Source organism: Frankia sp. CeD (assembly GCF_000732115.1).
Classification (GTDB): domain Bacteria; phylum Actinomycetota; class Actinomycetes; order Frankiales; family Frankiaceae; genus Frankia; species Frankia casuarinae.
On sequence record NZ_JPGU01000010.1, the window covers coordinates 6070 to 28737 of the forward strand.

Consider the following 22668-nt stretch of genomic DNA (forward strand, 5'->3'; position numbering starts at 1 on the left):
AGGNTGAAGGCCGAACAGATCGCCCGGCTCATCGAGGACAAGGCGTTCGCGATCGACGCGGCCCGCCGCGACCTGGACCATCGTCCGCGGCCGTTCGCGGCCGGTATCGCGGCGCAGGCCACCTCATCACCCTATCGGGTGACCCCAAGCCGCTCTCCCGACCGAACGGAGACCCGGATGTTCCGGATCGACCAGGCCACCCAGCTGCTCCAGGACCTCCAACGGATCGCCAGGGTGGCTGGTCCCCCGACGGCGCTGCGCTTCGGTGCCGCCGTGGCCCGGCATGCTCCGACCATCCGCCGGGCGGGCAACCTGGATGCCGCCGACCGGGCGATGGCCACCGGCGGCCACACCTACCGGCCGCTGCCCGGGGTGACGGTCATGTTGCCCGGCACCGCGTTCGGCGGCGCGCGCGAGATGTACTGCCGCGGGGTCTACCACGCCCTCCCCGGGTACGCGCCGGCGGCCGGCGAGGTCGTCGTCGACCTCGGCGCAAACCAGGGCCTGTTCTCGGTGCTCGCGGCGCGAGCGGGCGCCGATGTGATTGCCGTCGAGGCGCAGCGCGGGTTCGCCCCCGCCTTCATCAACCATGCCGCCGGCAACGGTGTGTCGAACCACATCCAGCTGCTCCACGCCCTGGTCGGTCCGACCGCCGGCGTGTTCGCCGATCCGCGGGCCCGCCGGAACGCGACACACTGGGACGGGGACGTCGACGTCCTCACCATGGCAGAGGTGTTCGAGGCTGGCGGGGNCGACCAGGNCGACCTCGTCAAGCTGGACATCGAAGGCTCCGAGTTCGCCCTGTTCGACGAGCCTGGATGGCTGGACGCGGTTGGTCGGATCGTGATGGAGGTGCACACCGGGTTCGGCGATCCCCGTACGCTCGACGACCTGCTGGTCCGGCACGGCTTCGAGGTCACTCTGCTCGGTAACGACCTGGTGCCGACTGCCCATCTGGGCGACGCGGCGTCGGGCTACCTCTACGCCCGCCGGACCCGATCGACGACCCGGGCCATCCGCGGGTCCGCGCAGCCCGACGGTCGCCCGGTGTCGGTACCCGGCAGCCGCCCGTCATCCGAGCCCGGTTTCGTCGACNACCCCGCACCGCGGGGTGTCTCGGCGTGAGGCCGATGTCCAGCACCCACCCGATCCTGGTCGACTGTGCCGGTGCCCGGATGGGCGGGGCATTGCGGTTCCTGACCGAACTGGACGGTTACCTGAGTTTTCGGCCGGGCCTGCAGGTCCATCTGGTCGGCCGAGATCGCCGGATCGGACCGGGCTGGCTCGCCCGCCGGGAGCGGCCTGGGCGGTACGCGCGCGCGATCGCCCTCAACAACGTCGGCTTCCTCGCGACCCGCGGCGAACGGTGGGTCCTGCTGCGCAACGTGCTGCACTTCCTGCCGGCGGAGGAGGCCCGGCGGCTACCCGGCGGCCTGCCCGACGGCGTGGCACGGACAGCACGTCTCGTGCGGCTGTTCGCCCGTCGTGCGGACGTGGTCGTCGTACCGACGACCACGATGGCGGACCGGGTTCTCACCATACTTCCTAGCCTGTCCGCCAGGCTGGTGGTCCGGCCCCATCCGCTGTCCCCCGATCCGACCCCTCCCCAGGCCCGTACGCCGGGCCGGTTTCTGTGTCCCGTGTTGTTCGCGCCGTTCAAACCGATGGGGCACTTGCTCCGCATGGTCGATGCCGCCGCGACCCGGCTTCAGGAGGAGATCGGAGCCCACCTCGCGATCACGGTCACCGCGACCGATCGCGAGGCCCACGAACACGGCCTGTCCCACTGTCGGACGCTGCGGTTCGTGGGCCGGCTGACGCCGGCCGAGCTGCGGGCCCACCAACGCGATGCCGGCGCGTTGCTGCAGCCGACGACGATGGAGTCCTTCGGCTACCCGCTCGCCGAGGCACGGCTCGCCGGGATACCCGTCATCGCCCGCGACACCTCACACAACCGCGAGGTGGCCGGCCCGGTTCTGGTGCCGTACTCCCGGGAGTCGGCGGATGATCTCGCCGTGGCGCTGCGCACGGCGCTCACGTTCACACCACGGCCCGAGACGGGAAACCCCTTCGATCCGACGCGTTACTTCGACTGGTTGCTCGACGCAGGAGAGAGCTCACCGTGACGACGCAGACCCACCGAATCCCGCCGCGCCAGGGCCCGTCGTTCCCCGCGGCACCACCGGCCGCACCAGAACCGGCAACGCCAGCACCGGCCGCGCCAGAACCAGCCGCGCCAGAACCAGCAACGACGCGAACCCCGCGCCGAGCGAACTGGCCGACCCCCTATGACACCGCCGCCCCCGCCGGATCGACACAGCCACAGCCGGCGCCGGGATCGGTTCCCGTCACCGCGATCATCCTCGCCCACAACGAGGCACCAAACATCGTCCGGGCGATCAGGTCCGCCGGTTGGTGTCGACAGGTCGTCGTCGTGGACTCGGGTTCCACCGACGGCACCGCGGATCTGGCCCGCGCCATCGGTGCGACCGTCTGGCACGAGCCCTGGCGTGGGTTCGCCGGCCAGCGGCAGTGGGCGATGACCAACCCGGGGATCGCCCACGACTGGGTGTACTTCCTCGACAGCGACGAATGGGTGTCGACCGCGCTCGCCGCCGAGATCGCCGCCCGGCTGGGGACGGCGGACTGCGCGGCCTACAGCCAACGACGCCGGCTGGTGTTCGAAGGCCGCTGGATCGCGCATTGCGGGTGGTACGCGAACAGCTGGCAGGCGCGGCTGCTCGATCGGCGGGTGGCGTACTTCGACGCCGCCGTCACCTACAGCGAACGGGCCGTGGTCACTGGTGAGGTCGGACGGCTGTCCGCCGACCTGATCGACGAGGACCACAAGGGACTCGCCGCCTGGCTACGCAAGCACGTGCGCTACGCCGAACTGGAGGCGGCGCGCCGCGTGACGCAGCCCGCTGTCCGGGAGCGGTTGGCGCGGGTCCGCGAGGAGGTGCGCCGGCCCACCGGGTCGACCCGACCGCTCACCCGGACCATCGCGAGGGACGTGATCTTCCCGCTGGTTCCGGCCAAGCCGGCGGTCCTCTTCTGCTACATGTACCTGCTACGGAGCGGATGGCGGGATGGGCGGCAGGGGCTGCTGTTCTGTCTCTACTACGCCTGGTATGAGCTCACGATCGGCGCACTGACTCGGTCCGTTCACCGGTGACCGCGTCGGTTCCGCTCGGTCGCTACCTGCGCACCACCGCGGGACTGCGACCGGTCCAGCTCGGTGCCCGTGTCCGGCTGCGCGGGCAACGGGCCGTCCTGAGTCGCCACCCGGGCCTGGGCGAGATGCTGCTGCGCGGCAGGCCGCCAGCGGAATCCTGGCCGATCGGGTTCCTGCCGTTCGACGGCAGATGCCCGCCGGCTCGGCCGATGTTCGACGAGATCGTCGCGGGCCGCCTAACCCTGCTCGGTCACTCCCGCGATCTGTGTCCCCGGGACTCCAACACTCCCGCTACTGGAACCCCCGTACCCCCCACCCCCACGACCGGCACCCCCGCGGGGGCCGGCGCCGCCGCGGCCCCCGCCCGATGGGACTGGAGGCAGGCCGACGCTCCGCTGCTGTGGCGCTACCATCTGCACTACTGGGACTGGGCATGGGCATTCACCACCGAGGCTGTCCAGGGGCCCGCGATGTTCGCCCGGCTGTATCTGGCCTGGCGGACCTCGGTGGCCCTGGGCGATCCGGTTGCCTGGTCGCCCTACGTCGTGTCACTCCGGGCCTGGACGCTGTGTGCCTTGTGGCCCCGGCTCGCGCGGGGAACGCCCGCCGAGATGGCGGTCCTCGCCGACCTCGGCGTCTGCCGGTCCTTCCTGCGCACTCATCTGGAGACCGACGTCGGCGGGAACCACCTGCTGAAGAACTACAAGGCGCTGATCGGGCTGGCGGTCGCCGATGACGACGCCCGCGGCCGCCGACGATGGGTCGACGCGCTGCTGCGCGAGCTCGATCGGCAGGTCCTCAGCGACGGTGGACACTACGAGCGCTCCCCCACCTATCACTGTCAGGTGCTGGCCGACCTCGACGACGTCGCCGGGCTGCTCACCGCGGCGGGCCACGTGGTGTCCGGCGCCCTGCTCGACGCGGCCGGCAGGATGCGGGCCTGGCTGACGGCCGTACTCGGACCGGACGGCGTGGTTCCCACGCTCAACGACGGGTTCGCGGTGCCCGCCGAGGCCCTGCGGCTGCTTCTCCCGGCTCCGGTAAGACCGACGCCGATCGCAGTCCAGGGTCCGGGTCCCGTTCCGATCCCGGCACCGCGCCTGGCCGAGATGCCCACCTCGACGTCGCAGTCGACCGTGGGGACCGTGCCCCGTCCGCGGACGCCCGCATCTGACCGGGCCGACGCCCTTCTGCTGGTCGACAGCGGTCTCGCCGTGCTGACGGCTGGACCGTGGCATCTGCTCGCCGACGTGGGCCTGCCCTGTCCCGAGGACCTTCCGGCCCACGCCCACGCCGACACCCTCGCGTTTCTGCTCTGGCACGACGGCCGGCCGCTCCTGGTGGATACCGGGACCTCGACCTACGCCCCCGGACCGGATCGGGACGCCGAACGCGGTACCGCCGCCCACTCGACCGTCATCGTCGATCACGCCGACTCGACCGAGGTCTGGGGCGCGTTCCGGGCGGGCCGCCGGGCCCGTCCCACTCTTGTCACGATGTGCCACCACGAAAACGTGGCGACGTTGGCCGCCGGCCATGACGGCTACCGCCACCTTCCCGGGCGACCCGTGCACTGGCGGACGTGGCGACTCGACCCGAGTGGGTTGTCCGTCGACGATCNGATCACCGGGGAGGGCCGCCACCACGTCGAGGTGCTGTTCCACTTCGCCCCCGGGGTGTCCGTCACCGCCGCGGCGGCCGATACCAGGCGAACCAGTACCACCTCGATCGGGACCACCTCGATCGGGACCAGCCGGAACGCGGCCACCCGGAGCGGGGCCACGGATGCGCTCACGGTGACCACCTCCCAGGGGCGGCTGGTCCTGCGGGCCGGCGGACCGGGGCGGTGGGTGGTGCGCTCCACCCGCCGGGCGGTCGGATGGAGCCGTACGGTGCCGGCGTACACCGCCGCGTACGTGATCGATGCCGAGCTGCCTGTCGCGGTACGCACCACGGTCGTCCACGAAGTCCGCTCCGGCGGCCCGCGCTCCGGCAACCTGCGCTCCGGCGACACGNAATCGNCNCCCGCCCGCCTCTGACGCACACCCGGACCTGACCCGCCCCGGTCGCACCGAATCACCACGAAACCGAACAAACTTCCCGACGGGAGAACACCGTGCCGACCCTGTCCGTCCTACGCCCTCTCGCGGAACGGCTCACCCACCATCTGGTGGTGGCCCGCCGCCTGCCGCCTCCCTTCCAGGCGACGCGCATCTACGTCTCTTCCGAGGCGGGTCTGAAGTATCTGCGCCCCAGTCTCGCCGCCGTCGATCCGGTCCTGNCCGACCTGGTCGGCGAGGTCGTGCGCCCCGGCCACGTGGTCTGGGACATCGGCGCGAACGTGGGACTGTNCGCCTTCGCCGCCGCGTCCGCCGCGACGTCGTCCGGCACAGTCGTCGCGGTCGAGCCCGACACCTGGCTGGTCGGGATGTTGCGCCGGTCGCAGACACGGTCACCACGCCACGGCGGATCATCGGCCACCGATGGCCGCGCCACGGTGAAGATCCTGCCCGCCGCGGTCGGTGCGGCCCCGGGGATCAGCACGTTCCACATCGCGAGTCGCAACCGCGCGACCAGCCATCTGGACGGATTCGGCAGCAGCCAGACCGGCGGCACCCGCGCGGCACAGCTCGTGCCGACCTTCACCCTGGACGGCCTGCTCACCCATTTCCCGGCACCGGACGTCGTGAAAATCGACGTGGAGGGGGCCGAGCACGCGGTCCTCAGCGGTGGGCGCCGGCTTCTGGGCGACATCCGCCCGACCGTGATCTGCGAGGTCACCGGACGCAACGCCGAGGCCGTCGGCGACCTGCTGCGCGGGCACGGGTACCGCATCGTCGACGCGGAGGTTCCGCCGCCGGCCCGGCGGCCCCTGACGGCGGCACCCTGGTCCACGTTGGCCGTGCCAGACGTCCCGCCCTCCACTCCGCGACCCGCGTCCGGGCAGGTTCCCGAGCCCCTGGTGCGCGCATGAGGACCACGGCGGTCATCGTCCACTGGGGGCCGACCGGGCCGACGATGGATCTGGCCGCGCAGCTGGCGGCGATGCCTCAGATCAGCGAGGTCGTCGTGGTGGCGAACGACCTGCGAGGACGACCCGACGGCCTCGGGGAGGAGACGGCCTGGCTCGTCCCCCCCGGCAACCTCGGTTTCGGCGGCGGCTTCCGGCACGCGTGTGACGCCTATCCGGCCACCGACTGCTATCTCCTGCTCAACAATGACGTCCAGCTCGTGCCGGCCACCGTCGACGCCTGTCTGGAACTACTGTCCCGCCCGGGCGTGGGCATCGTCGGACCCACTCTGGTCAACGCCGACGGTCTGCATCCGGGCTTCGCCGGGCTCACCCGCGTCTTCACCGTGCCGCGCGCCCGCCGGACCCCCACGGACCACGCCGATGACGTGCCGTGGGTCACCGGCGCGATCACCTTTGTCAAGGCCGAGTGTCATCGGCAGGTGCCGATGGCCGTTCGGTACTTCCTGTACTACGAGGACGTGGATCTCTGCCAGCGCGCTCGGGCGGCCGGGTGGCGTGTCCTCGTCAGTCCGGCCCAGGCCTGGCACACCGGTGGGGGGACGGTACCCGGCAACGGCTACACCTACTACACGGTGCGCAACCGGCTGTGGTTCGCCCGCATCCACGGCCGCCCGCGGCAGGTGGCGCTGGTGACCGCCTGGCTGCTCCTGGCGGTGCTGCCCCGGGTCGCCGTGTCCGAGCTGGTGCGCCGGCGCGGAATCGTCCGCGTCCACTGCGGCCTGCGCGGCGTCGTGGACGGTCTCGCCCGCATCCCCGACATCGACCAGACCCTGCCCGGGGAACCCCGGGCGTCCCGGTGGAGTACGTGGACACGCGAGGCCCGCTCCGTCCCGCGTCCTCGCCCGGCCCAGGACCGGCCGATCGGTCCGTCGGACCCCGCGGGGGGAGTCGACCGGCGGGAGAAGGCTGCCGGCACGGGGGAGCTCACCCGTCCCGGCTGAGCGTGACCACCACTCCGTGGCGGTCGACCACCTGGAAGCCCAGTCCACGCGCGGCGTCGAGCAGGTCCGCCGCGGTGACGGGCCGTCCCTCGAAGGTCGTGTCGTGCATCTCGAACACCGCTCGACGGCACCGGTCCAGCGCGCCCGGATCCCCCAGCAGAAACGACGCCTCCGCACCCTCGATGTCGCTGACGAGGTCGAACTCAGCGATCCTCTTGCGTACCAGCAGGTCCCGAAGCGTGGCCGCCGGAATGGTGACGGTCCGCCGTGACGCGTCGTCCCACAACCGGGAACCGAGGTTGTTCCCGACGAGGGCGAACGCCACCGGACCCACGGCCTGCGTGATCGCCCTGTTCTCCACGTCCAGGGTGATGTGCCCGGCGTACGCGGCCAGGCGTCGCGTGAGGCCCTCGATGAGGTGGGGATTGGCCTCCACACACACCAGCCGCGAGCCGGGTGCCAGCCGCGAGGCGATATGCGCGCTGGTGATGCCCAGACTCGCACCAAGTTCCACGACGGTGCCCGAGGTCGTGAGATGACGGCGGATCATCCGGATCTCGGCCCCTTCGTACAGCCGCCAGAACAGCGCCGCCCGCGCCTGCGGGGTGAAGTCGCGGTCAGCCACGTCGAAACGCAGCCCGTGGTTGGGGACCCGGTTGCGGGTGGCCGCCGCGATGACCGTTCCCACCGCCGGGGACGTCAGGGCACCGGCGATCGAGATCTTGGTTCGGTAAAGAACATCACTGGCGTCCATAAGCAAGATTTTTTCCCTTCGTTGCGGGCCGGGCGCCACCGTAGGCGAAGCGTGCCGTCAGGAACAGCACGGCCAGCTGGATGGGCAACGCCGCGAGGAGGTCCCCCACGCTGCTCTCGGAGTTGACCAGTTGGAGGAAGAGCGGAACGAAGATCACGATGTAGCGTAGATCCTTCATCGGGTCCCACGCCTCGTCGATCAGTCGGAAACCGGCGCCCAGTAGTGCCATGCCGACCAGCAGGGGAAGCAAGCCCCCGTGCAGATAGAGGTCGGCCTGGGGGGAGACAGCGGCCGCGGAGTAGATCCGGGCGTTCCCCGAGAGGTACTGCTGTTTGAACTCGTAGCCGGTGGCCCTGATCGGTTTGTCGGGCCAGACCGCCCGGGGCACGGCGGTCAGGACGGGAGCCAGGAACAGCTCGTTGATGTCCCGGTAGGGAACGATGTCGGGAGACAGCTGGACGACGATGGCCAGACTGTCGATGCCTCGCATCCGCGAGGTCAGGTACTCCAACGGTGACTCCCCGGGGCCTTCCCCCGCGGGGGCGTCCCCGGACAGCGTCCGGCCCAGCACGGTCGGCGCCATGGACACCGCCGACCGAGCGTCCATGGTGTGGCTCTGGCCGCGTACCTGGGCCCGGTAGGAGGCGTTGTAGGGAATCAGCACGAGGACGAAGATGGCGGCGGCCGCGACGATCCACCGCATCGGAAGCCGGCCGCGGGCGACGGAGAACGCGATCAGCACTCCCCACACGCTGGTCGCGAACACCCCCTTCATCCCGCTGGCGACAGCGAAGAGGATCTCGACGGACAGCAGGGCGACGAAGGTCCGCCGACGCCCCCCGCCCCCGTCTTCCCTGCCCCGGGCCAGATCGACGGCGGCGATGAGCAGGGCGGACATCCCGAGGCCGCCGAGCAGGGTGAGCGGCTGGGCGTAGGCACTCGCCTCGGAGACCTTCTGGGACGCGTCGCCCAGGTAGGCATACTGGCCCAGGAGAATCTGCAGGACCCGGGCCGCCACCGAGATCCCGCACAGGATCCACAGCACGCTCCGGTCGCGCAGCCGGGTACCGGTCCCGGGCGCCGCCGCGGTGGCAAACCGGGTGGCCGCGCGCGTCACCAGCCGGCCCGGGCCGAGCAGGTATCCGCAGGTCCACAGCGGCAGGGCGAGGCTCGCCAGGGCGAGTGCCCGCAGCACGCCGTCGAGATGGATCTGCGGAGTGTCCAGCTGGGGGGTGTGCCAGACCAGTGACACCAGCCCGAACGACATCCCGGTCCACAGCAGGTACCAGGGGCCGAGACGGAACAACCCCAGCCCGTAACCACGCCCCGCTCGCGCACCGACCAGGAGCAGCGCGGCGAGGCATTCGAACGTGAACGCCACCGAGCGCAGGACCACCCGGTCGGGCTCGGACGGCAGCCGGAGCGCCTCGACGAACCACGGCACCACGCCGACCATCACGATCATCAGCCACAGCAGCGGCGGACGGCGGACGGCGTGGGCAACCCTCCCACCCGGCACGGCCGGGGCGATCACCACGGCGCACCCGAGGGGATCGGCGAGGCGTCGCCGGCAGGCGTACCTGAGTGGCGCCGCGGACATCCCGCGAGCGGGCAGGCGGCCCGGGACGTCCGCCAGCAGAGAGTTCGCCAACAGAGAAGATCAGGCATGCCCGAACCTCACGCCGTCCGGTCGCGGGGCAGCGGCGTACGCCGCAGGGTGACGGCGACCTGTTCGAAACGCTCCCAGCCGTCGTGGAGCGCGAGCACGTTCGGCGAGAAGACGCCCTGCCCGGTCAGCCCGCGCCGGCTCAGATTGAGGATCCGGTAGCCGGCGGCGGCCAGCAGCGAGACCAGCTCACCGGGATTCTCCCCGGCAGCCCGCCGATCCCCTTCGCCGCGGTGGCTGTTCTCGCCGGAACGGTCTCCGCCGCGGCGGGCGGGGCGGGGCGGCATCGCCAGCAGGAGGGCCGGCCGATGCGCCCGTAGGAGCTCACCGGCGCCGCGCAGCACGTCGAGGCTCTCGGCCTCACCACCGATCCTGACCAGGGCGGGCGGTCGGTGCCGCGCGGCGTGGGCATCGAGGGTGATGGGCGTCGCGCCCGGGATGGGCGCGACGCCCACCGCGGCACTGGCACCCACCGCGGCACTGGCACCCACCGCGGCACTGGCACCCACCGCGGCACTGGCACCCACCGCGGCACTGGACAGGTGGACACTCGAGAGCCGGTTGCGCTCGACCAGTGCCGCGAGCGTCGCCCCGGTGCGCGGTGCTTCCTCGAAGGCATGCACCTCGCCGGCCGCTCCCACTACCCCGGCCGCCCACAGGGTGTAGATCCCGAGGCCAGCAGCGACGTCATAGCAACAGTCACCGGGGCGCAGAACCGCGTCGAACACCGGCGCGAGCGCTGGTGGCCGATAGCGGGGACCGCTGTAGGTGTTCGCAGGGTCCTGCATCCATCGGGTCGGCCAGCCACGACCGCGCAGGCTGGGAAGGCCCGCGGCCAGACGTCCCGCCAGCCGCCAGCGCAGCGGACCGGCACGATGCCCGGAGATCGCCGCGAGGTTTCCAGAGCCATCCTGGGTCACATACTTAAAGTAGTCGACGTCTTACAAAGAGCAATGGATTGAGGTCACGAATCCGTCGCGTCGTCCTCACCCACCTTGACCGCCAGCCCCGGTTCACCAGTCCGCACGGTGAACCCGTCGCGGTCACCGCCCAGCACGTCCGAGCCTGCCGGCGGCTCCTGACGGGGCACCAGCCACGGGGACCGCGGCCGCTCGACACGTCCGTGGAACCAGGCCACGGTGCGGGCAAGCCCGTCCCGTACGTCCACCAGGGGTCGCCATCCAAGCGCCTCCCGCGCCAGCGTGATGTCGGGGCAGCGCACGGTGGGATCGTCCTGCGGTCGCGGAACGAAGGTGATCGGGACGTCAGCCCCGCATACCTCCACGACGAGCCGCGCCGCATCAATGATCGTCATCTCCTGGGGACTGCCGAGATTCACCGGACCGGGAAGGTCGCTGTCCAGCATGCGCACGACCCCCTCCACCAGATCGTCGACGTAGCACAGCGACCGGGTCTGGCGACCCTCGCCCGCAACGGTGACGGCTTGGCCACGCAGGGCCTGCGCAATGAAGGTCGGGATGGCACGCCCGTCGTCGGCGCGCATCCTCGGCCCATAGGTGTTGAAGATCCGGATGATCCCGGTGGACGTGCCGTGGGTGGCGCGGTGGGCGGTGGTCAACGCCTCGGCGAAGCGCTTGGCCTCGTCGTACATGCTCCTCGGACCGATCGGATTGACGTGGCCCCAGTACTCCTCCGGCTGGGGGTGGACCCGGGGGTCGCCATAGACCTCCGAGGTGGAGGCCAGAAGGAACCGGGCGTTCTTGCGATATGCCAGATCCAGCAGGTTCGCGGTACCCGACGCACCGACCGACAGAGTCTCCAGGGGCAGGGCCCGATAGTCCACCGGGGACGCGGGGGAGGCGAAGTTCAGCACGGCGTCGACCGGGCCAGTGACGTCGATCGGCTCGGTCACGTCCCGCCGCAGCAGGCGGAACCCGCCATGCCTCCGAAGATGGTCGATGTTGCCCGGCCGGCCGGTGAGGAAGTTGTCGACGCAGATCNCCTCGGCNCCCCGAGCCAGCAGGCGGTCACAGAGATGGCTTCCGAGGAAGCCGGCCCCGCCGGCGACGACGACCCGCCTGGTCACTCCAACCACCACCCGTGAGTAAGGAAAGCCGGGCCATGGGCGTCACGTACCGCCATCGGTCGACAACGACACTGCGCGCCCCTCGGACAGCCCCCCTTCTATCACTGACAGTGATAGAAGGAGGACGACCACGGCGGGGAACCCGCGTGTCTCCACCCGATGACGCCGCAACCGCCACCCACCGCCACTCAGGCCCCACCGCCACTCAGGCCCCACCGCCACTCAGGCCCCACCGCCACTCAGGCCCCACCGCCACTCGGCACCCGCGATCCGCGACCCACGACACGCATCTACAGACAGTTGCTCGATTAATACTTTGAGTGACAGAGTCGGATCGATTCGTACTGGCGCACGGCCCACCCGGTCCGATCAGCGGTCATTGCGAGGAGGAACAGCCGGCTCATGACCTCCGTCCCCAGGTCGACGACGGTGGCAGTCGTCGTATCGCACGCGATCCAGCATTTCGCGCCGCTGTACCGGGCGTTGACCGAACACGAGGTGGATCTTCGGGTGCTCTTCCTGTCCCGATCGGGCCTGGAACGCTACTTCGACGCGGATTTCGGCCTCGACGTGCAGTGGAAATCGGACGTCGTAACCGGTTATCACCACGAGTTCATCGCGGACCTGCCGCTGCGCCCTGGCTGGCGGCAGCCCGACGTCACCCGGCAGATGGTTACCCGGACCTGGGCGGCCCTGGACCGACTGCGCCCCGCATGCGTGCTCGTCTACGGATACCGGTACGCCCATTCCCTCGCGGCGCTCGCCTGGTGCCGGCGACGAGGCGTACCCGCCCTCATGATCAGTGACAGCGAGCTCCTCGGCCAGCGAACCCCAGCCGTCCGCGCCGTCAAACGGCTCACGCTGCCCCACCTGATGCGTTCAGTGAGCGCATTCCTCACGATCGGCGACAACAACGAGGCGTACCTGGCCCACTATGGAGTCCCCGCCACCCGCATGTTCCGCACGCCGTATCCCACCGATGAGACGGCGCTGCGGGCCGTACTGGCGCATCGGGACAAGCATCGAACGGCGATCCGCGCCGAGCTGGGCATCGCCCCGGACGCCCTTGTCGCCTTGTTCGCCGGAAAGATGATCTCTCGGAAGCGCCCCCTCGACATCGCGGACGCACTGCGCATCCTCACCCGCACGCCCCGGGGTCCGGTCGACCGGGAAATCATCGTGATCATGGCTGGGGACGGAGTGCTGCGCGCCACTCTCGATGCGGTGGCCGCCGAGCTCGGCGGCGCGTTGCGGATGGTCGGATTCGCCGACCAGGAACGGCTCCCCCGCCTGTACGCGGCCAGCGACCTCTACCTGCACCCCGCCGAGCGGGATCCGCATCCGCTGGCGGTCAAGGAGGCGGTGCTCTGCGGCCTGCCGGTGGTGGTCAGCGACCGGGTGGGCTCCACCGGCCCGACCGACGACGTCCGTCCCGGCCGCAACGGCCGGGTTCACCCGGTCGGCGATGTGGACGCGCTCGCACGGATCCTCGGGGAGCTGCGCGCGCGCCCCGACGTCCTGGCCAGGATGGCCCAGGAGTCGGAGAAGGTGATCGGCGACATCGAGCTCGCCGCGTCCGTGGACGGCTTCCTGCGCGCCGTTGCCCATGTGCGCGACACCGCTCGGCGCGGATGACCAGAGCCGTCAGCCGCCGGGCCGTCATGACCGGCCCGCTCGCGAGCCGGCTTCCCCGCTCCACCGTCGCCGTACTCGCCGGCAACGCGGGCACGCTGGTCGTCGGGACCGCGACCGGCGTCCTGGCCACCCGCGCTCTGGGGCCGGTGGCCCGCGGCGAGTTCGTCGCGCTGCAGACCTGGGCGGGCATGCTCGCGATGGTGTTCGCCCTGGGTGTTTCCCAGACGCTGGTCACCGATGACGGTGAGGACCGCGCGCTGCTCGGCCCGCTGCTCACCCAGACCGTCGCGTCGGCGCTGCTCGCCGCGGTGCTGTTCACCGTGGTGCCGATGCTGATCACTGTGGGCCCGGGCCGTTCGGGCGGCACGGGAGCCGGGCGGGGAGCCGCCTGGGACGCCGTCGCCGTGCTGGGCGCGACCTGCTTCACCGCCGCGGCCGTGGCCGCCTCCAACGCCGCCGGGCTCGCGCAGCGCCGCGGTCGGATGACCGGCGAGTTCCAGCTCGTCCGGTTGCTACCGGCGGCGGCGACACTGGCCGCGTTCGCCGCGCNCGCCGGCAGGGGAGTCCGCGATCCAGGCTTGTGGATGCTGACCCTCGGCGTGACGGCCCTGCTACCCCCACTCGGGTACCACGTGGCGGTGCTCGGCGGCCTTCCCGCCCTCGCGCGGCCGGGACGCCTGCTGCCCCGGCGCCGTTTCANGCGGTCCGCCCTGGGGGCCTACGGCACCGTCGTCGGGGCCCAGCTCATCTACAAGCTGGACATGCTGCTCGTCGCCACCTTCCTGGCCGCCGAGCAGGTGGCCTTCTACGCCGTCGCCGTCGCTGTCGCCGGCGCCTGCACGACCGTCTGCCAGGCGACCGGCATGGTGATGTTCAGCCGGCTCCGCACCCTGGTCGATCCCCGGCAGCGGGCCCGGGTGGTGCGCCGCGCGGTCATCGCCACCGTCGCCCTCGCCGCCGCGGTGGCGGGCACGATCGCCCTCGTCACGCCGACGGCCATCCGCATCGTCTACGGCACGCGGTTCGCCCCCGCCGCCCCGGCCGCCCAGGTCCTCGTGCTGGCGACCATCCCGCAGTCCGTCGACTACCTGCTCACCCATGTGCTGCTCGGGTTCCGTGCCGCCCGCACGGTGCTTGCCATCCAGGTCCCGGTCGCGCTGTCGACCGTGCTCGGCCTCGCGGCGGCGCTGCACGACGGCCGCCTGCCGATCGTGGCCGCGGTGTCGGGGATCNCCTACACCGCCTCGGCCGTGTCGCTGCACCTGGCCAGTACCCGCCTGCTCGCCCGCGCGGCAGGCGCCTCACCCGACAGCGTCCCCCTGGACGGCGCCTCACCCGACAGCGTCCCCCTGGACGGCGCCTCACCCGACAGCGAACGGAGCCTGACGGCCCACGGTCCCATCCCCTTTCCGCGCTCACCCCTCTCATCAGGAGCCACGATGACCACGACGCCGACCGTCGCCCCGCACGACCCGACCGTCGCCCGTCACGATCTTTCCGATACCTCGGTGCGGTACCTCGATCTGCTTCGCGCGACGCTGACCTGCTCTCTCTGGGATGGTCGGGACGGCGGTGCGTGGGAGCCGCGCACCGGCGCGAAGAGGATGCTGGTACGAGCCTTCCGCAGCCAGGGAATGGAAATCGTCAAGAGGAGCGCACCGGGCGCCCGGACCGACGGCCGGGACTGGCCACGGCTGGCGCTCACGATGACCGGCGACCGCCGGATGCGCAACCTCCAGGAGTGCGCCGAACGAGTCATCGTCGACGGCGTCCCAGGCGACTTCATCGAGACCGGGGTATGGCGGGGCGGCGCGTGCATCCTCATGCGCGGGGNGCTCGCCGCCTACGGCGTCCCCNACCGCACGGTCTGGGTCGCCGACTCGTTCGCCGGCCTGCCCGCGCCCAATCCGGGGCGCTACGCCGCCGACACCGGCGACCGCCACCACGAGTACGCGGAGCTGNCGGTGTCCCTCGAGCAGGTGCGGGACAACTTCCGCCGCTACGGCCTGCTCGACGATCAGGTCCGTTTCCTGCGCGGCTGGTTCCGGGACACCCTGCCCACCGCGCCCATCGAGCGCCTCGCGGTCCTGCGCCTCGACGGCGACATGTACGAGAGCACCACCGACGCGCTGACGGCGCTCTACCCGAAGCTCTCCGACGGCGGCTTCTGCATCGTTGACGACTATGGAGCCGTTCCTGGCTGCCGGGCGGCAGTCGAGGACTACCGGGCCGCCCACGGGGTGACCGAGCCGATCATCGAAGTCGACTGGACCTGCGTCTACTGGCGCCGGAGCGAGCCCTCGCGGTCGCGCTGAGCTGGTCCGCGCCCCGCCGACCCCGGCGGAGAGAGGAGGAAAGGGATGACGGAGGAAGGGGTGGCAGTGCGGCAACGACCGTGGGCAGTACTGATGGTGTGTACCGGAAACGTCTGCCGCTCGCCCCTGGCCGAGCATCTCGCCGCCGCCCGGTTCAGCGCCGCGCTGGACCAGATCAGCCTCGGCGCGGCCGGCGCGCAGGCATCCGGTGGGACCGGGGGTAACGAGTCCTCATCCGAGGGATGGCATCCACCCAGCCCCGCCGGGGACCTTCTGGTGAGCAGCGCGGGAGTATGCGCCCGGGCAGGTGAGGCGATGTACCCCCAGGCCGCGGCGATCCTGACATCGCGGGGGCTCGACCCGTCCGGCTTCCGGGCAAGGTTGCTGACACCGGATCTGGTCCAGGCCAGCGATCTGGTGCTGTGCGCGACCCGCGCACACCGCTCGACGGTGGTGGGCCTTGTGCCACGGGCCATGCGCCGTACCTTCACCCTGCGCGAGTTCGGACGGGTGACCTCCGGAGTCCGCCCCGCCGACATCCCCCCGGGCGGGACACGGGCGGCCGGGGAGTATCTCGCCGCCACGGCCCGGCGGATCCGGGCCGCCGGCCACGCGCTACCGGCTGCCCTCGACGACCTGGCCGACCCCCTCGACGGCGGTCGGGATGCGTTCGAGAACTGCGCGCGAATGATCGAAGAGACGCTGTCACGGCCGATGGCCCTGCTGGCGGAGGCGTGTCACGAACGACTGGCGGTCACGCCTACGGACCCCGCAGACCCGGCAGGCCCGGCAGGCCTCGCGGATGTCCCGGTCGACCGGACCCCGGCACCGGGATGAACATCCTGATCGGGAACCGGTGGCTGGCCGGCTTCCTCGACGAGACCCCCCTGCCCGGCCACTGCCGGATCCGCCCGGACATCTGGGTGACGCTGTTCCCCGTGGACGGTCAGTTCTTCGTCAGGGCGGGCAGCAGCCGGGCCCTCGCCGCCTACACCCGCGAGTTCGGCATCCGCGCGGTCGCCCGCAAAACGGCCAGCCGGCTGCGGGAACGCGACCGCAACCAGCGTTACTTCGGCATGGGCCTGGGCACCCTGATCGAGGCGGTCCCACCCGTCAGCGGGGCGGCTTCGCCGACGGGAACGACCGTCGCTTTCGTCGCCCCCTGCCACCCGGCGTGCATGGAACGCGTCGTCCTGCATCAGGACCTCGTCCGCCCGGTGGGGCCGGGCGGCCCCACCGGCGCTCCCGCCGACCCACTCGGCTTCGTCAGCCCCGATCCGCCGCCACCGCGATCCGCGGTCGTCTACCGGGCCCGGCCGGCGACCGCGTTCCCGGCCGTGGACGACACGCTCATCGGCTGGTCCCCGATGTCGGGAGCACCGGTGGACCCCGGCGCCGTCGACCGTCTCGTCGCCTGGCTTGCAACCGAGTGGACCGGGGCCCGCCCCGGGGATCGTCCACTCGCCGGGGTCAGTCCGATCACGGAGAGCACCCGGCGCTATGGCCCGCCATCCGCGTCCGGACGACCCACCGCTGTCCTGTTCGGGTTGGGACACTATGCCAAGACGCAGATCGTCCCGCACGTCCGTGATCACCTCGACCTCGTCGGTGTGCATGAGATCGACCCCGTCCAGCTGGGCACCCGGCGACCGGACCGATGTTCCTGGGACACCGCGGCGCTGCTCCGGGACGGGGAGCGGGCCGACGTCGTCCTCATCGCGGGCTACCACCACACGCACGCGCCGCTGGCCCGGGATGCGCTGCGGCTCGGCTCGGTGGCCGTCGTCGAGAAGCCCGTTGTCACCACAGAGGAGGATCTCGGCCGGCTGGTGAAACTCCTTCACGCCGGCNGGCGCCTGTTCGCCTGCTTCCAGCGACGCCACAGCCCGATGAACGCCTGGCTGCGCTCCGACCTGCGCCTGGCCGACGGCAACGAGCCGCTGATCTACAGTGCCGTGGTGTACGAGGAACCGCTTCCCCGCCGGCACTGGTACCGCTGGCCGTCCTCACGCACCCGGCTGGTCAGTAACGGCTGCCACTGGATCGACCACTTCCTCTGGCTCAACGACTTCGCGCCGGTCCGCCGGAGCACGGTGGCCCGCTCCCGCACGGACACCTTCACGGTGTACGTCGAGCTGGAGAACGACGCGGTCCTCTCGCTCGTGCTGACCAGTGCCGGGGGCAGCCGGCACGGTCTGCGGGAACAGTCCCAGCTGCGCGCGAACGGCGTGACGGCCACCATCGTCGACGGTTCGCAGTACACCGCGGAGGCCGGGTCCCACATCCTGCGGCGGCGGCGAGTCAACCGGCTCGACAGCTACCCGGCCATGTACCGCGACATCTGCGCGGGCATCGTGGCCGGCGCCCCGGGCGAGGACGCACGGCAGATCGCCGCCGTCGCCGCGCTCACGCTACGGCTGGACGCCGCAGCCGGCCGGGATGGGCCCGAACCCTGATCACCGGAATCACGGACATCGGGGACATCGGGGTCCTGGTGCCGACGGCGCCCGGACCCCCGAATCGGACCGCCCTCACGGGCCCGGTGCGACCGCCACGCCATCGCCCGCCATCAGGACGCCGCAAGGTCGGCCGGCACCCGGCGCCCGNCCGCCCGCCGGGTTGCCGGTCCCGCCGCTGACGGCCGCGTGGGCGCGACGGCCTCGACCGCCGGTGCCACGATTGGGGAGATCGGGGACTGTGCCGCGCAGGTGTCGACCGGTCCCGCCACGGCGCGCGGCGCGGTCCCGGGATGGACGGCAAGCCTGCTGCCCCATTCCCGCAACCAGCCGACGACTCGTTCCCCCGCCATCGGACGTGACACAAAGTACCCCTGGACCTCGTCACACTGCCAGGCGGCGAGAGAGGTCCAGGAACGCTGCGTTTCGACCCCCTCGGCGACAATCCGTAACCGCAGCGCATGTGCCAGGGAGACCGTGGACCGCACGATCTCGGCCGCGGCCGGATCGCGGTCGAGGTCACGCAGGAAGGTCCGGTCCAGCTTCACCTCGTCGGCCGGCAGTTCGCGCAGGTACGACAGCGAACAGAAGCCGGTGCCGTAGTCGTCCAGGCTGACCCGCACACCGAACCGGCGCAGCCCCGCCAGGGTTCCCTGCGCCAGCTCCCGCGCCACGATGAGGGAGTCCTCGGTGACCTCGATGACAAGCGCCGAGGGCGGGAGCCGGTGCCGGGCGAGCGCGGCCCGCACCACGCCGACGAAGGCGCGGTCGACGATGACCGACGCGGGGACGTTCACCGACACCGCGAGCGGGGCACCCCGGCCGTGCCAGCGCGCGCAGTCGGCCAAGGCCTGGTCGAGGACCTGCACGGTGAGCTTCGGCATCAACCCGGCACGTTCGATCTCCGCCAGGAAGGCGTCGGGCTGCCGCACGCCGTCGACCGGATGGCGCCAGCGGACGAGGGCCTCCACACCGCTGATCCGACCGCTGCGCAGATCCGCCTTGGGCTGGTAACTCAGTTCGATCTGGCCGGAGTCCAGCGCATGGCGCACCTCGGCCCGCAGCAGCAGGCGGGCACGGTTGATCGGTGGATGGTCGCGGGCGTAGACGGTCTGCCCGTGACGGCCCCCCTTCGCCAGGTACATCGCCTCCTCCGCGTGACGAAAGAGCTCCAGCGCGCCACGGCCGTGCTCGGGGGCATGGGCGATCCCCACGCTCGCCTCGGGCCGCACCGGAGTTCCCGCGAGTGGAACGGGCAGTTCCAGCACCTCCCGCAACCGCCGAGCGACCTGTTCGGCCCGGGCCACATCGGCGCCGCGCAACAGCACGGCGAACGCGTTGCCGTCCACCCGGGCGAGCAGATCCGATCCGGGCAGCGCTCCGCGTAGCCGGCAACCCACCGTGGCAAGCAGGCGGTCCCCATGCTCATGCCCGAGCGCCCCGTTGACATCACGCATCCGATCGAGATCGATGAGCAGCACCGACACGGACGTCGCGCCACGCGCCCGGTGCTCACCACCCGTGAGACAACGGCTGGCGACGTCGAGGAAGTACCGTCGGCCCGGCAGCCCGGTCAGCTCATCCACCACGCCGCGCCGCGGCCACGCACGGCCCACGCCTCCCCGGGGATCCCACGGCTGGATGTCCGGTCCGGCCGAACCGGCCAGACCGTTCGCGTCGGCCGGACCGTTCGGACCCGGCCAGACCGCCGCGGCGAGGATCGCCACCGCGATCGACAACGCCGCGGCCGCGAGCACCACGCACGACAACGCGACCGGCGACGGCGCGGGCCCGCCCCATCCGCCGATGAGACAGAGCAGTCCCAGAAGCAGACCCAGCGCACCCCCCATCAGGGCGGCGACCCCCGAGACCGGCCGGACCAGCATCGACCGGGGCAACACCGACCGGAACAAAACTGACTGGACCATCGTCGCTCCGCCCGCAGCGCATCCATGACCTGGACGAGCACGCGGACCGACATCGCCGGTCCGCGTGCTCCCGGGGACAGCCATCCCCGCCTCGACCTCGTGGCGCAACCATCGGCGGCTACCCGACGGGCGGCCCGCACCGCCGTGCCGGATCGTCGAGCCACGCCGTATCCGATCCCGCCCATTCATCGAATTCCCCCGAAGCCGATCCCGCAATGTCCTTGAGTGAGCTGCGTCCTTGGGTGAGCCGCCGCAGCCGGTCGAGGATGGCCGCCCACGACGTCACCGCCGCCGGCATCACGCGCCTGGTTTATCCCCGCGCTATCCGAGCGTAACGTTCGCCAGTTCGCAGGGTATCCGATGCCCGACTTTCCACCGGCATCGGCTCGGTCCGTGGCCGCCGACACCGTCGTTGGCCAACCGCCGGGTAACACTAATCACCGTGAAGGGCACCGGCGAAATCCAAACCGTTGCCGCCCGGGACCACACCGTGTCCGTTCCGGGAAATCCCCGCCAGGGGCGGAGATCTTACAGTAATCAGCTCCTTGCCCGGCACCTCAGCGGGTTCTCCGGGCATCGGACAGGTGGCGTCGAACCGAGTCGGCGCTACCACCTCAGATTCGGTGACGCGATACGCGTGGTAACGGTCTCGCACCTCGACGGGGAAGGGATCCCCAACCTTCAGCTCATCGAGACGACTAAACGGTTTTCTATATGCGGTCCGATGTCCGGAAACCACGACATTCCCCAGCTCATCGGGCATGGTGGTCCCCGGCATATGTCCGGGACCCCGGCGCAGGACGGTGGCGGGGACACCTTTCACAATGGCCGGCGAATGGTTTGGACCGAATCGTGGAGCACACCGAATCGTGGAGCACTCAGTATCGCCGGCCCCTCGCCGGCGCGTGCCGCCGGGAGTCCACCGGACCGGCAGGCCGGATGGGCGCGGGGACCACGCCGGCGGGTCACACCAGCACCCCGAACCTCACTCACCGTTACATGCAGAGGCACTTCTGTTACCCTCGATACTCATTCCGAGCCGTGGAGGCTCGTCGCCCGCCGGACCGGATGCTCTACCCGAGCGACGCAGGGGGTCCGATGAAGACCGTGGCGGTGATTGTCCACTGGGGTCCGCACCGGCCGACCGTGGAGCTTGCGAGATGGCTCGACGGCAGCCCCGTCATCGCCCAGGTGGCGGTGGTCGCGAACGACCGGTCGGACCGACCCGACCACCTGCCGGCCTCGGTCGCCTGGATCCTGCCGCCCCGCGACCTCGGTCTCGGCGGAGGCTTCCGGCTCGCCAGCCACGGCTACCCCGCCGCGCAGGCCTATCTCCTGATAGGCAACCACGTCAGGATCCCGGACCTGGCGCTGCGCGCCTGCCTGGATCTGCTGGCCGGGACGAACATCGGCGTGGTCGCGCCCACACTGGTCGACAACGACGGTCGGCGCTCGGGCCCGGCGCGGCTAAGCCCGGTCCTGGCTGCGCCGAAGGCCCGGCGTCCCCCCGGCGACCGCCCCCTGGAGGCCGACTGGGTCGCAGGCACGATCATGTTCGTCAAGGCGGACTGCCTGCGGCGGATCCCCCTGGACGGCCGTTACTACCTCGGGTTCGAGGATGTCGACTTCTGTTACCGCGTCCGGGACGCCGGATGGAGCGTCGTGGTCAGTCCGCACCGTGCACAGCGCATCGGGAGCACGACCGTCCCCCGGCATGGCGACGCCTACTACGGGGTGCGCAACCGGCTCTGGTTCGCCCGGGTCCGCGGATGGCGAGCCCGGGCCGCCTTGATCGCTCTGGCGACGGCGGTCGTCGTGCTACCCCGCGCCGTCGCGCTGGACATGCTCCTCGGGCACGGCACCCGGACCTCGGCCCTCGTCCTCCACGGCCTGCTGGACGGTCTCTCGATGCTTCCCCCGCCGGGAGAGGCACGTGACGACGAGCCGCGCGCCGCTCACTGGACAAGCTGGCCGTAGTCGGGCTGGTCACCAGACGGCGCGGACCGTTGCCGCACCACGGCAACGCCGGATGCGCCGGTCCGGCGCGTCACCTGTGGCGCCGCGAGGAACAGCGCCTGCCAGCCGAACATGTTCGGCCACCGGTCCAGAACGCGACGATCCCACCGCCGCACCAGCTCCCCGGGGAGCAGCTCACGGGTGCGCCACCACGGCAGACCACCGGTGGTGGCGGTGGCGACGATGCGCAGTCCGTTGTCCTCCAACAGCCGCCGGGCCGAGTTGACAGTGTAGAACCGCAGGTGGGTAGCGTCCATGAGACCGGTCTCGGTGTACTCAAACCGACCCCGCAGGAACAGTGCGCGCTGCCGGTAGTGCAGCACGTTCGGCAGCGCCACCAGGACCCGGCCGCCGGGTGCCAGCGCCCGCCGGGCCTCTACGAGCAACGGCACCGGATCCGCCAGGTGCTCGAGGATGTGGGAAAGCAGCACGAGCTGGTGACTTCCGTCGGGGACGAAGGGCAGCCCGGCGTTCAGATCAGCGAGTTCGACGTGGTCGCACTCGGCCGTGGCGGCGGCCCGCTCGGACGGATCAATCGTCACCCCCGTCACCCGCCAGCCCCGGGCCCGCAGCAGCCGCGCGTTGTCCCCGGCTCCGCACCCACAATCCAGCGCCTTACCCGCCGGTATGTCGATCAGATCGAGGAGAGGCGGGTTACCACCGTTGCGGTACCGCAGATCGGCTTCCATACACGACCCCTT

The 22668-nt window shown here is 71.3% G+C and carries 17 protein-coding genes and 1 pseudogene (1 of these 18 only partly in view); 11 read left to right on the forward strand and 7 right to left on the reverse strand.

Annotated features, from left to right (window positions below):
• The 6 genes and pseudogenes from CED_RS08470 to CED_RS08495 all read left to right on the forward strand — a co-directional run.
• Positions 1-1125: pseudogene (locus tag CED_RS08470) on the forward strand (FkbM family methyltransferase) (it extends 735 nt beyond the left edge of the window).
• A gap of 5 nt (positions 1126-1130) precedes the next feature.
• Entirely contained in the window at positions 1131-2126 is a 996-nt protein-coding gene (locus CED_RS08475) for a glycosyltransferase (protein WP_023840573.1), read from the forward strand.
• The gene (locus tag CED_RS08480) at positions 2123-3175 is read left to right on the forward strand and encodes a glycosyltransferase family 2 protein (protein ID WP_011435744.1); all 1053 of its coding nucleotides are present in this window, start codon (positions 2123-2125) and stop codon (positions 3173-3175) included. Before CED_RS08475 ends, CED_RS08480 begins: the two co-directional genes overlap by 4 nt.
• Positions 3172-5214 carry a heparinase II/III family protein gene (locus CED_RS08485; protein WP_035909720.1) on the forward strand — a complete coding sequence of 681 codons (2043 nt, stop codon included), beginning with the start codon at positions 3172-3174 and terminating at the stop codon, positions 5212-5214. Before CED_RS08480 ends, CED_RS08485 begins: the two co-directional genes overlap by 4 nt.
• Before the next feature lie 77 nt (positions 5215-5291).
• Positions 5292-6149: an FkbM family methyltransferase gene (locus CED_RS08490; RefSeq protein WP_035909725.1), complete on the forward strand. Its 858-nt coding sequence runs from the start codon at positions 5292-5294 to the stop codon at positions 6147-6149.
• A complete protein-coding gene (locus tag CED_RS08495; RefSeq protein WP_011435741.1) occupies positions 6146-7150 on the forward strand; it encodes a glycosyltransferase in 1005 nt (334 codons plus the stop codon). Before CED_RS08490 ends, CED_RS08495 begins: the two co-directional genes overlap by 4 nt.
• Here CED_RS08495 and CED_RS08500 read toward each other — a convergent pair.
• Genes CED_RS08500 through CED_RS08515 form a run of 4 tightly spaced genes read right to left on the reverse strand, consistent with a single transcriptional unit; the run spans position 7134 to position 11617 of the window.
• Positions 7134-7904: an FkbM family methyltransferase gene (locus CED_RS08500; protein ID WP_023840571.1), complete on the reverse strand. Its 771-nt coding sequence runs from the start codon at positions 7902-7904 to the stop codon at positions 7134-7136. The two genes, CED_RS08495 and CED_RS08500, sit on opposite strands and share 17 nt — an antisense overlap.
• On the reverse strand, positions 7891-9555 hold the full coding sequence (locus CED_RS08505) for a hypothetical protein (RefSeq protein ID WP_049760858.1): 1665 nt from the start codon (positions 9553-9555) through the stop codon (positions 7891-7893). The genes CED_RS08500 and CED_RS08505 overlap by 14 nt, the downstream gene beginning before the upstream one ends.
• A 26-nt stretch (positions 9556-9581) precedes the next feature.
• On the reverse strand, positions 9582-10490 hold the full coding sequence (locus CED_RS23560) for a hypothetical protein (RefSeq protein WP_051569445.1): 909 nt from the start codon (positions 10488-10490) through the stop codon (positions 9582-9584).
• Between the two features lie 44 nt (positions 10491-10534).
• Positions 10535-11617: a UDP-glucuronic acid decarboxylase family protein gene (locus tag CED_RS08515; RefSeq protein WP_035909727.1), complete on the reverse strand. Its 1083-nt coding sequence runs from the start codon at positions 11615-11617 to the stop codon at positions 10535-10537.
• Positions 11618-12046: 429 nt separating this feature from the next.
• Here CED_RS08515 and CED_RS08520 point away from each other — a divergent pair, with 429 nt between their 5' ends.
• The 4 genes from CED_RS08520 (at position 12047) to CED_RS08540 (ending at position 18023) form a co-directional block, all read left to right on the forward strand.
• On the forward strand, positions 12047-13252 hold the full coding sequence (locus tag CED_RS08520; protein ID WP_235186969.1) for a glycosyltransferase family 4 protein: 1206 nt from the start codon (positions 12047-12049) through the stop codon (positions 13250-13252).
• Between the two features lie 1439 nt (positions 13253-14691).
• Positions 14692-15567: a TylF/MycF family methyltransferase gene (locus CED_RS08530; protein WP_035909797.1), complete on the forward strand. Its 876-nt coding sequence runs from the start codon at positions 14692-14694 to the stop codon at positions 15565-15567.
• Between the two features lie 45 nt (positions 15568-15612).
• Positions 15613-16404: a protein-tyrosine-phosphatase gene (locus CED_RS08535; RefSeq protein ID WP_011435733.1), complete on the forward strand. Its 792-nt coding sequence runs from the start codon at positions 15613-15615 to the stop codon at positions 16402-16404.
• The gene (locus CED_RS08540) at positions 16401-18023 is read left to right on the forward strand and encodes a Gfo/Idh/MocA family oxidoreductase (RefSeq protein ID WP_035909729.1); all 1623 of its coding nucleotides are present in this window, start codon (positions 16401-16403) and stop codon (positions 18021-18023) included. The genes CED_RS08535 and CED_RS08540 overlap by 4 nt, the downstream gene beginning before the upstream one ends.
• Before the next feature lie 113 nt (positions 18024-18136).
• Here CED_RS08540 and CED_RS08545 read toward each other — a convergent pair whose 3' ends face one another.
• Together CED_RS08545 and CED_RS22375 are read right to left on the reverse strand one after the other, a co-directional pair.
• Positions 18137-19951 (reverse strand): bifunctional diguanylate cyclase/phosphodiesterase, encoded by a 1815-nt coding sequence (locus CED_RS08545; RefSeq protein ID WP_035730098.1) that lies wholly within the window; start codon positions 19949-19951, stop codon positions 18137-18139.
• Between the two features lie 433 nt (positions 19952-20384).
• Positions 20385-20774 carry a class E sortase gene (locus tag CED_RS22375; RefSeq protein ID WP_255361097.1) on the reverse strand — a complete coding sequence of 130 codons (390 nt, stop codon included), beginning with the start codon at positions 20772-20774 and terminating at the stop codon, positions 20385-20387.
• A gap of 275 nt (positions 20775-21049) precedes the next feature.
• Here CED_RS22375 and CED_RS08550 point away from each other — a divergent pair, with 275 nt between their 5' ends.
• Positions 21050-21928 (forward strand): glycosyltransferase family 2 protein, encoded by an 879-nt coding sequence (locus CED_RS08550; RefSeq protein WP_011435730.1) that lies wholly within the window; start codon positions 21050-21052, stop codon positions 21926-21928.
• On the opposite strand, the gene CED_RS21455 is transcribed toward CED_RS08550, so the two are convergent.
• Positions 21907-22656, reverse strand: a complete 750-nt coding sequence (locus tag CED_RS21455; RefSeq protein ID WP_011435729.1) for a bifunctional 2-polyprenyl-6-hydroxyphenol methylase/3-demethylubiquinol 3-O-methyltransferase UbiG — start codon at positions 22654-22656, stop codon at positions 21907-21909. The two genes, CED_RS08550 and CED_RS21455, sit on opposite strands and share 22 nt — an antisense overlap.
• Positions 22657-22668: the final 12 nt, after the last annotated feature.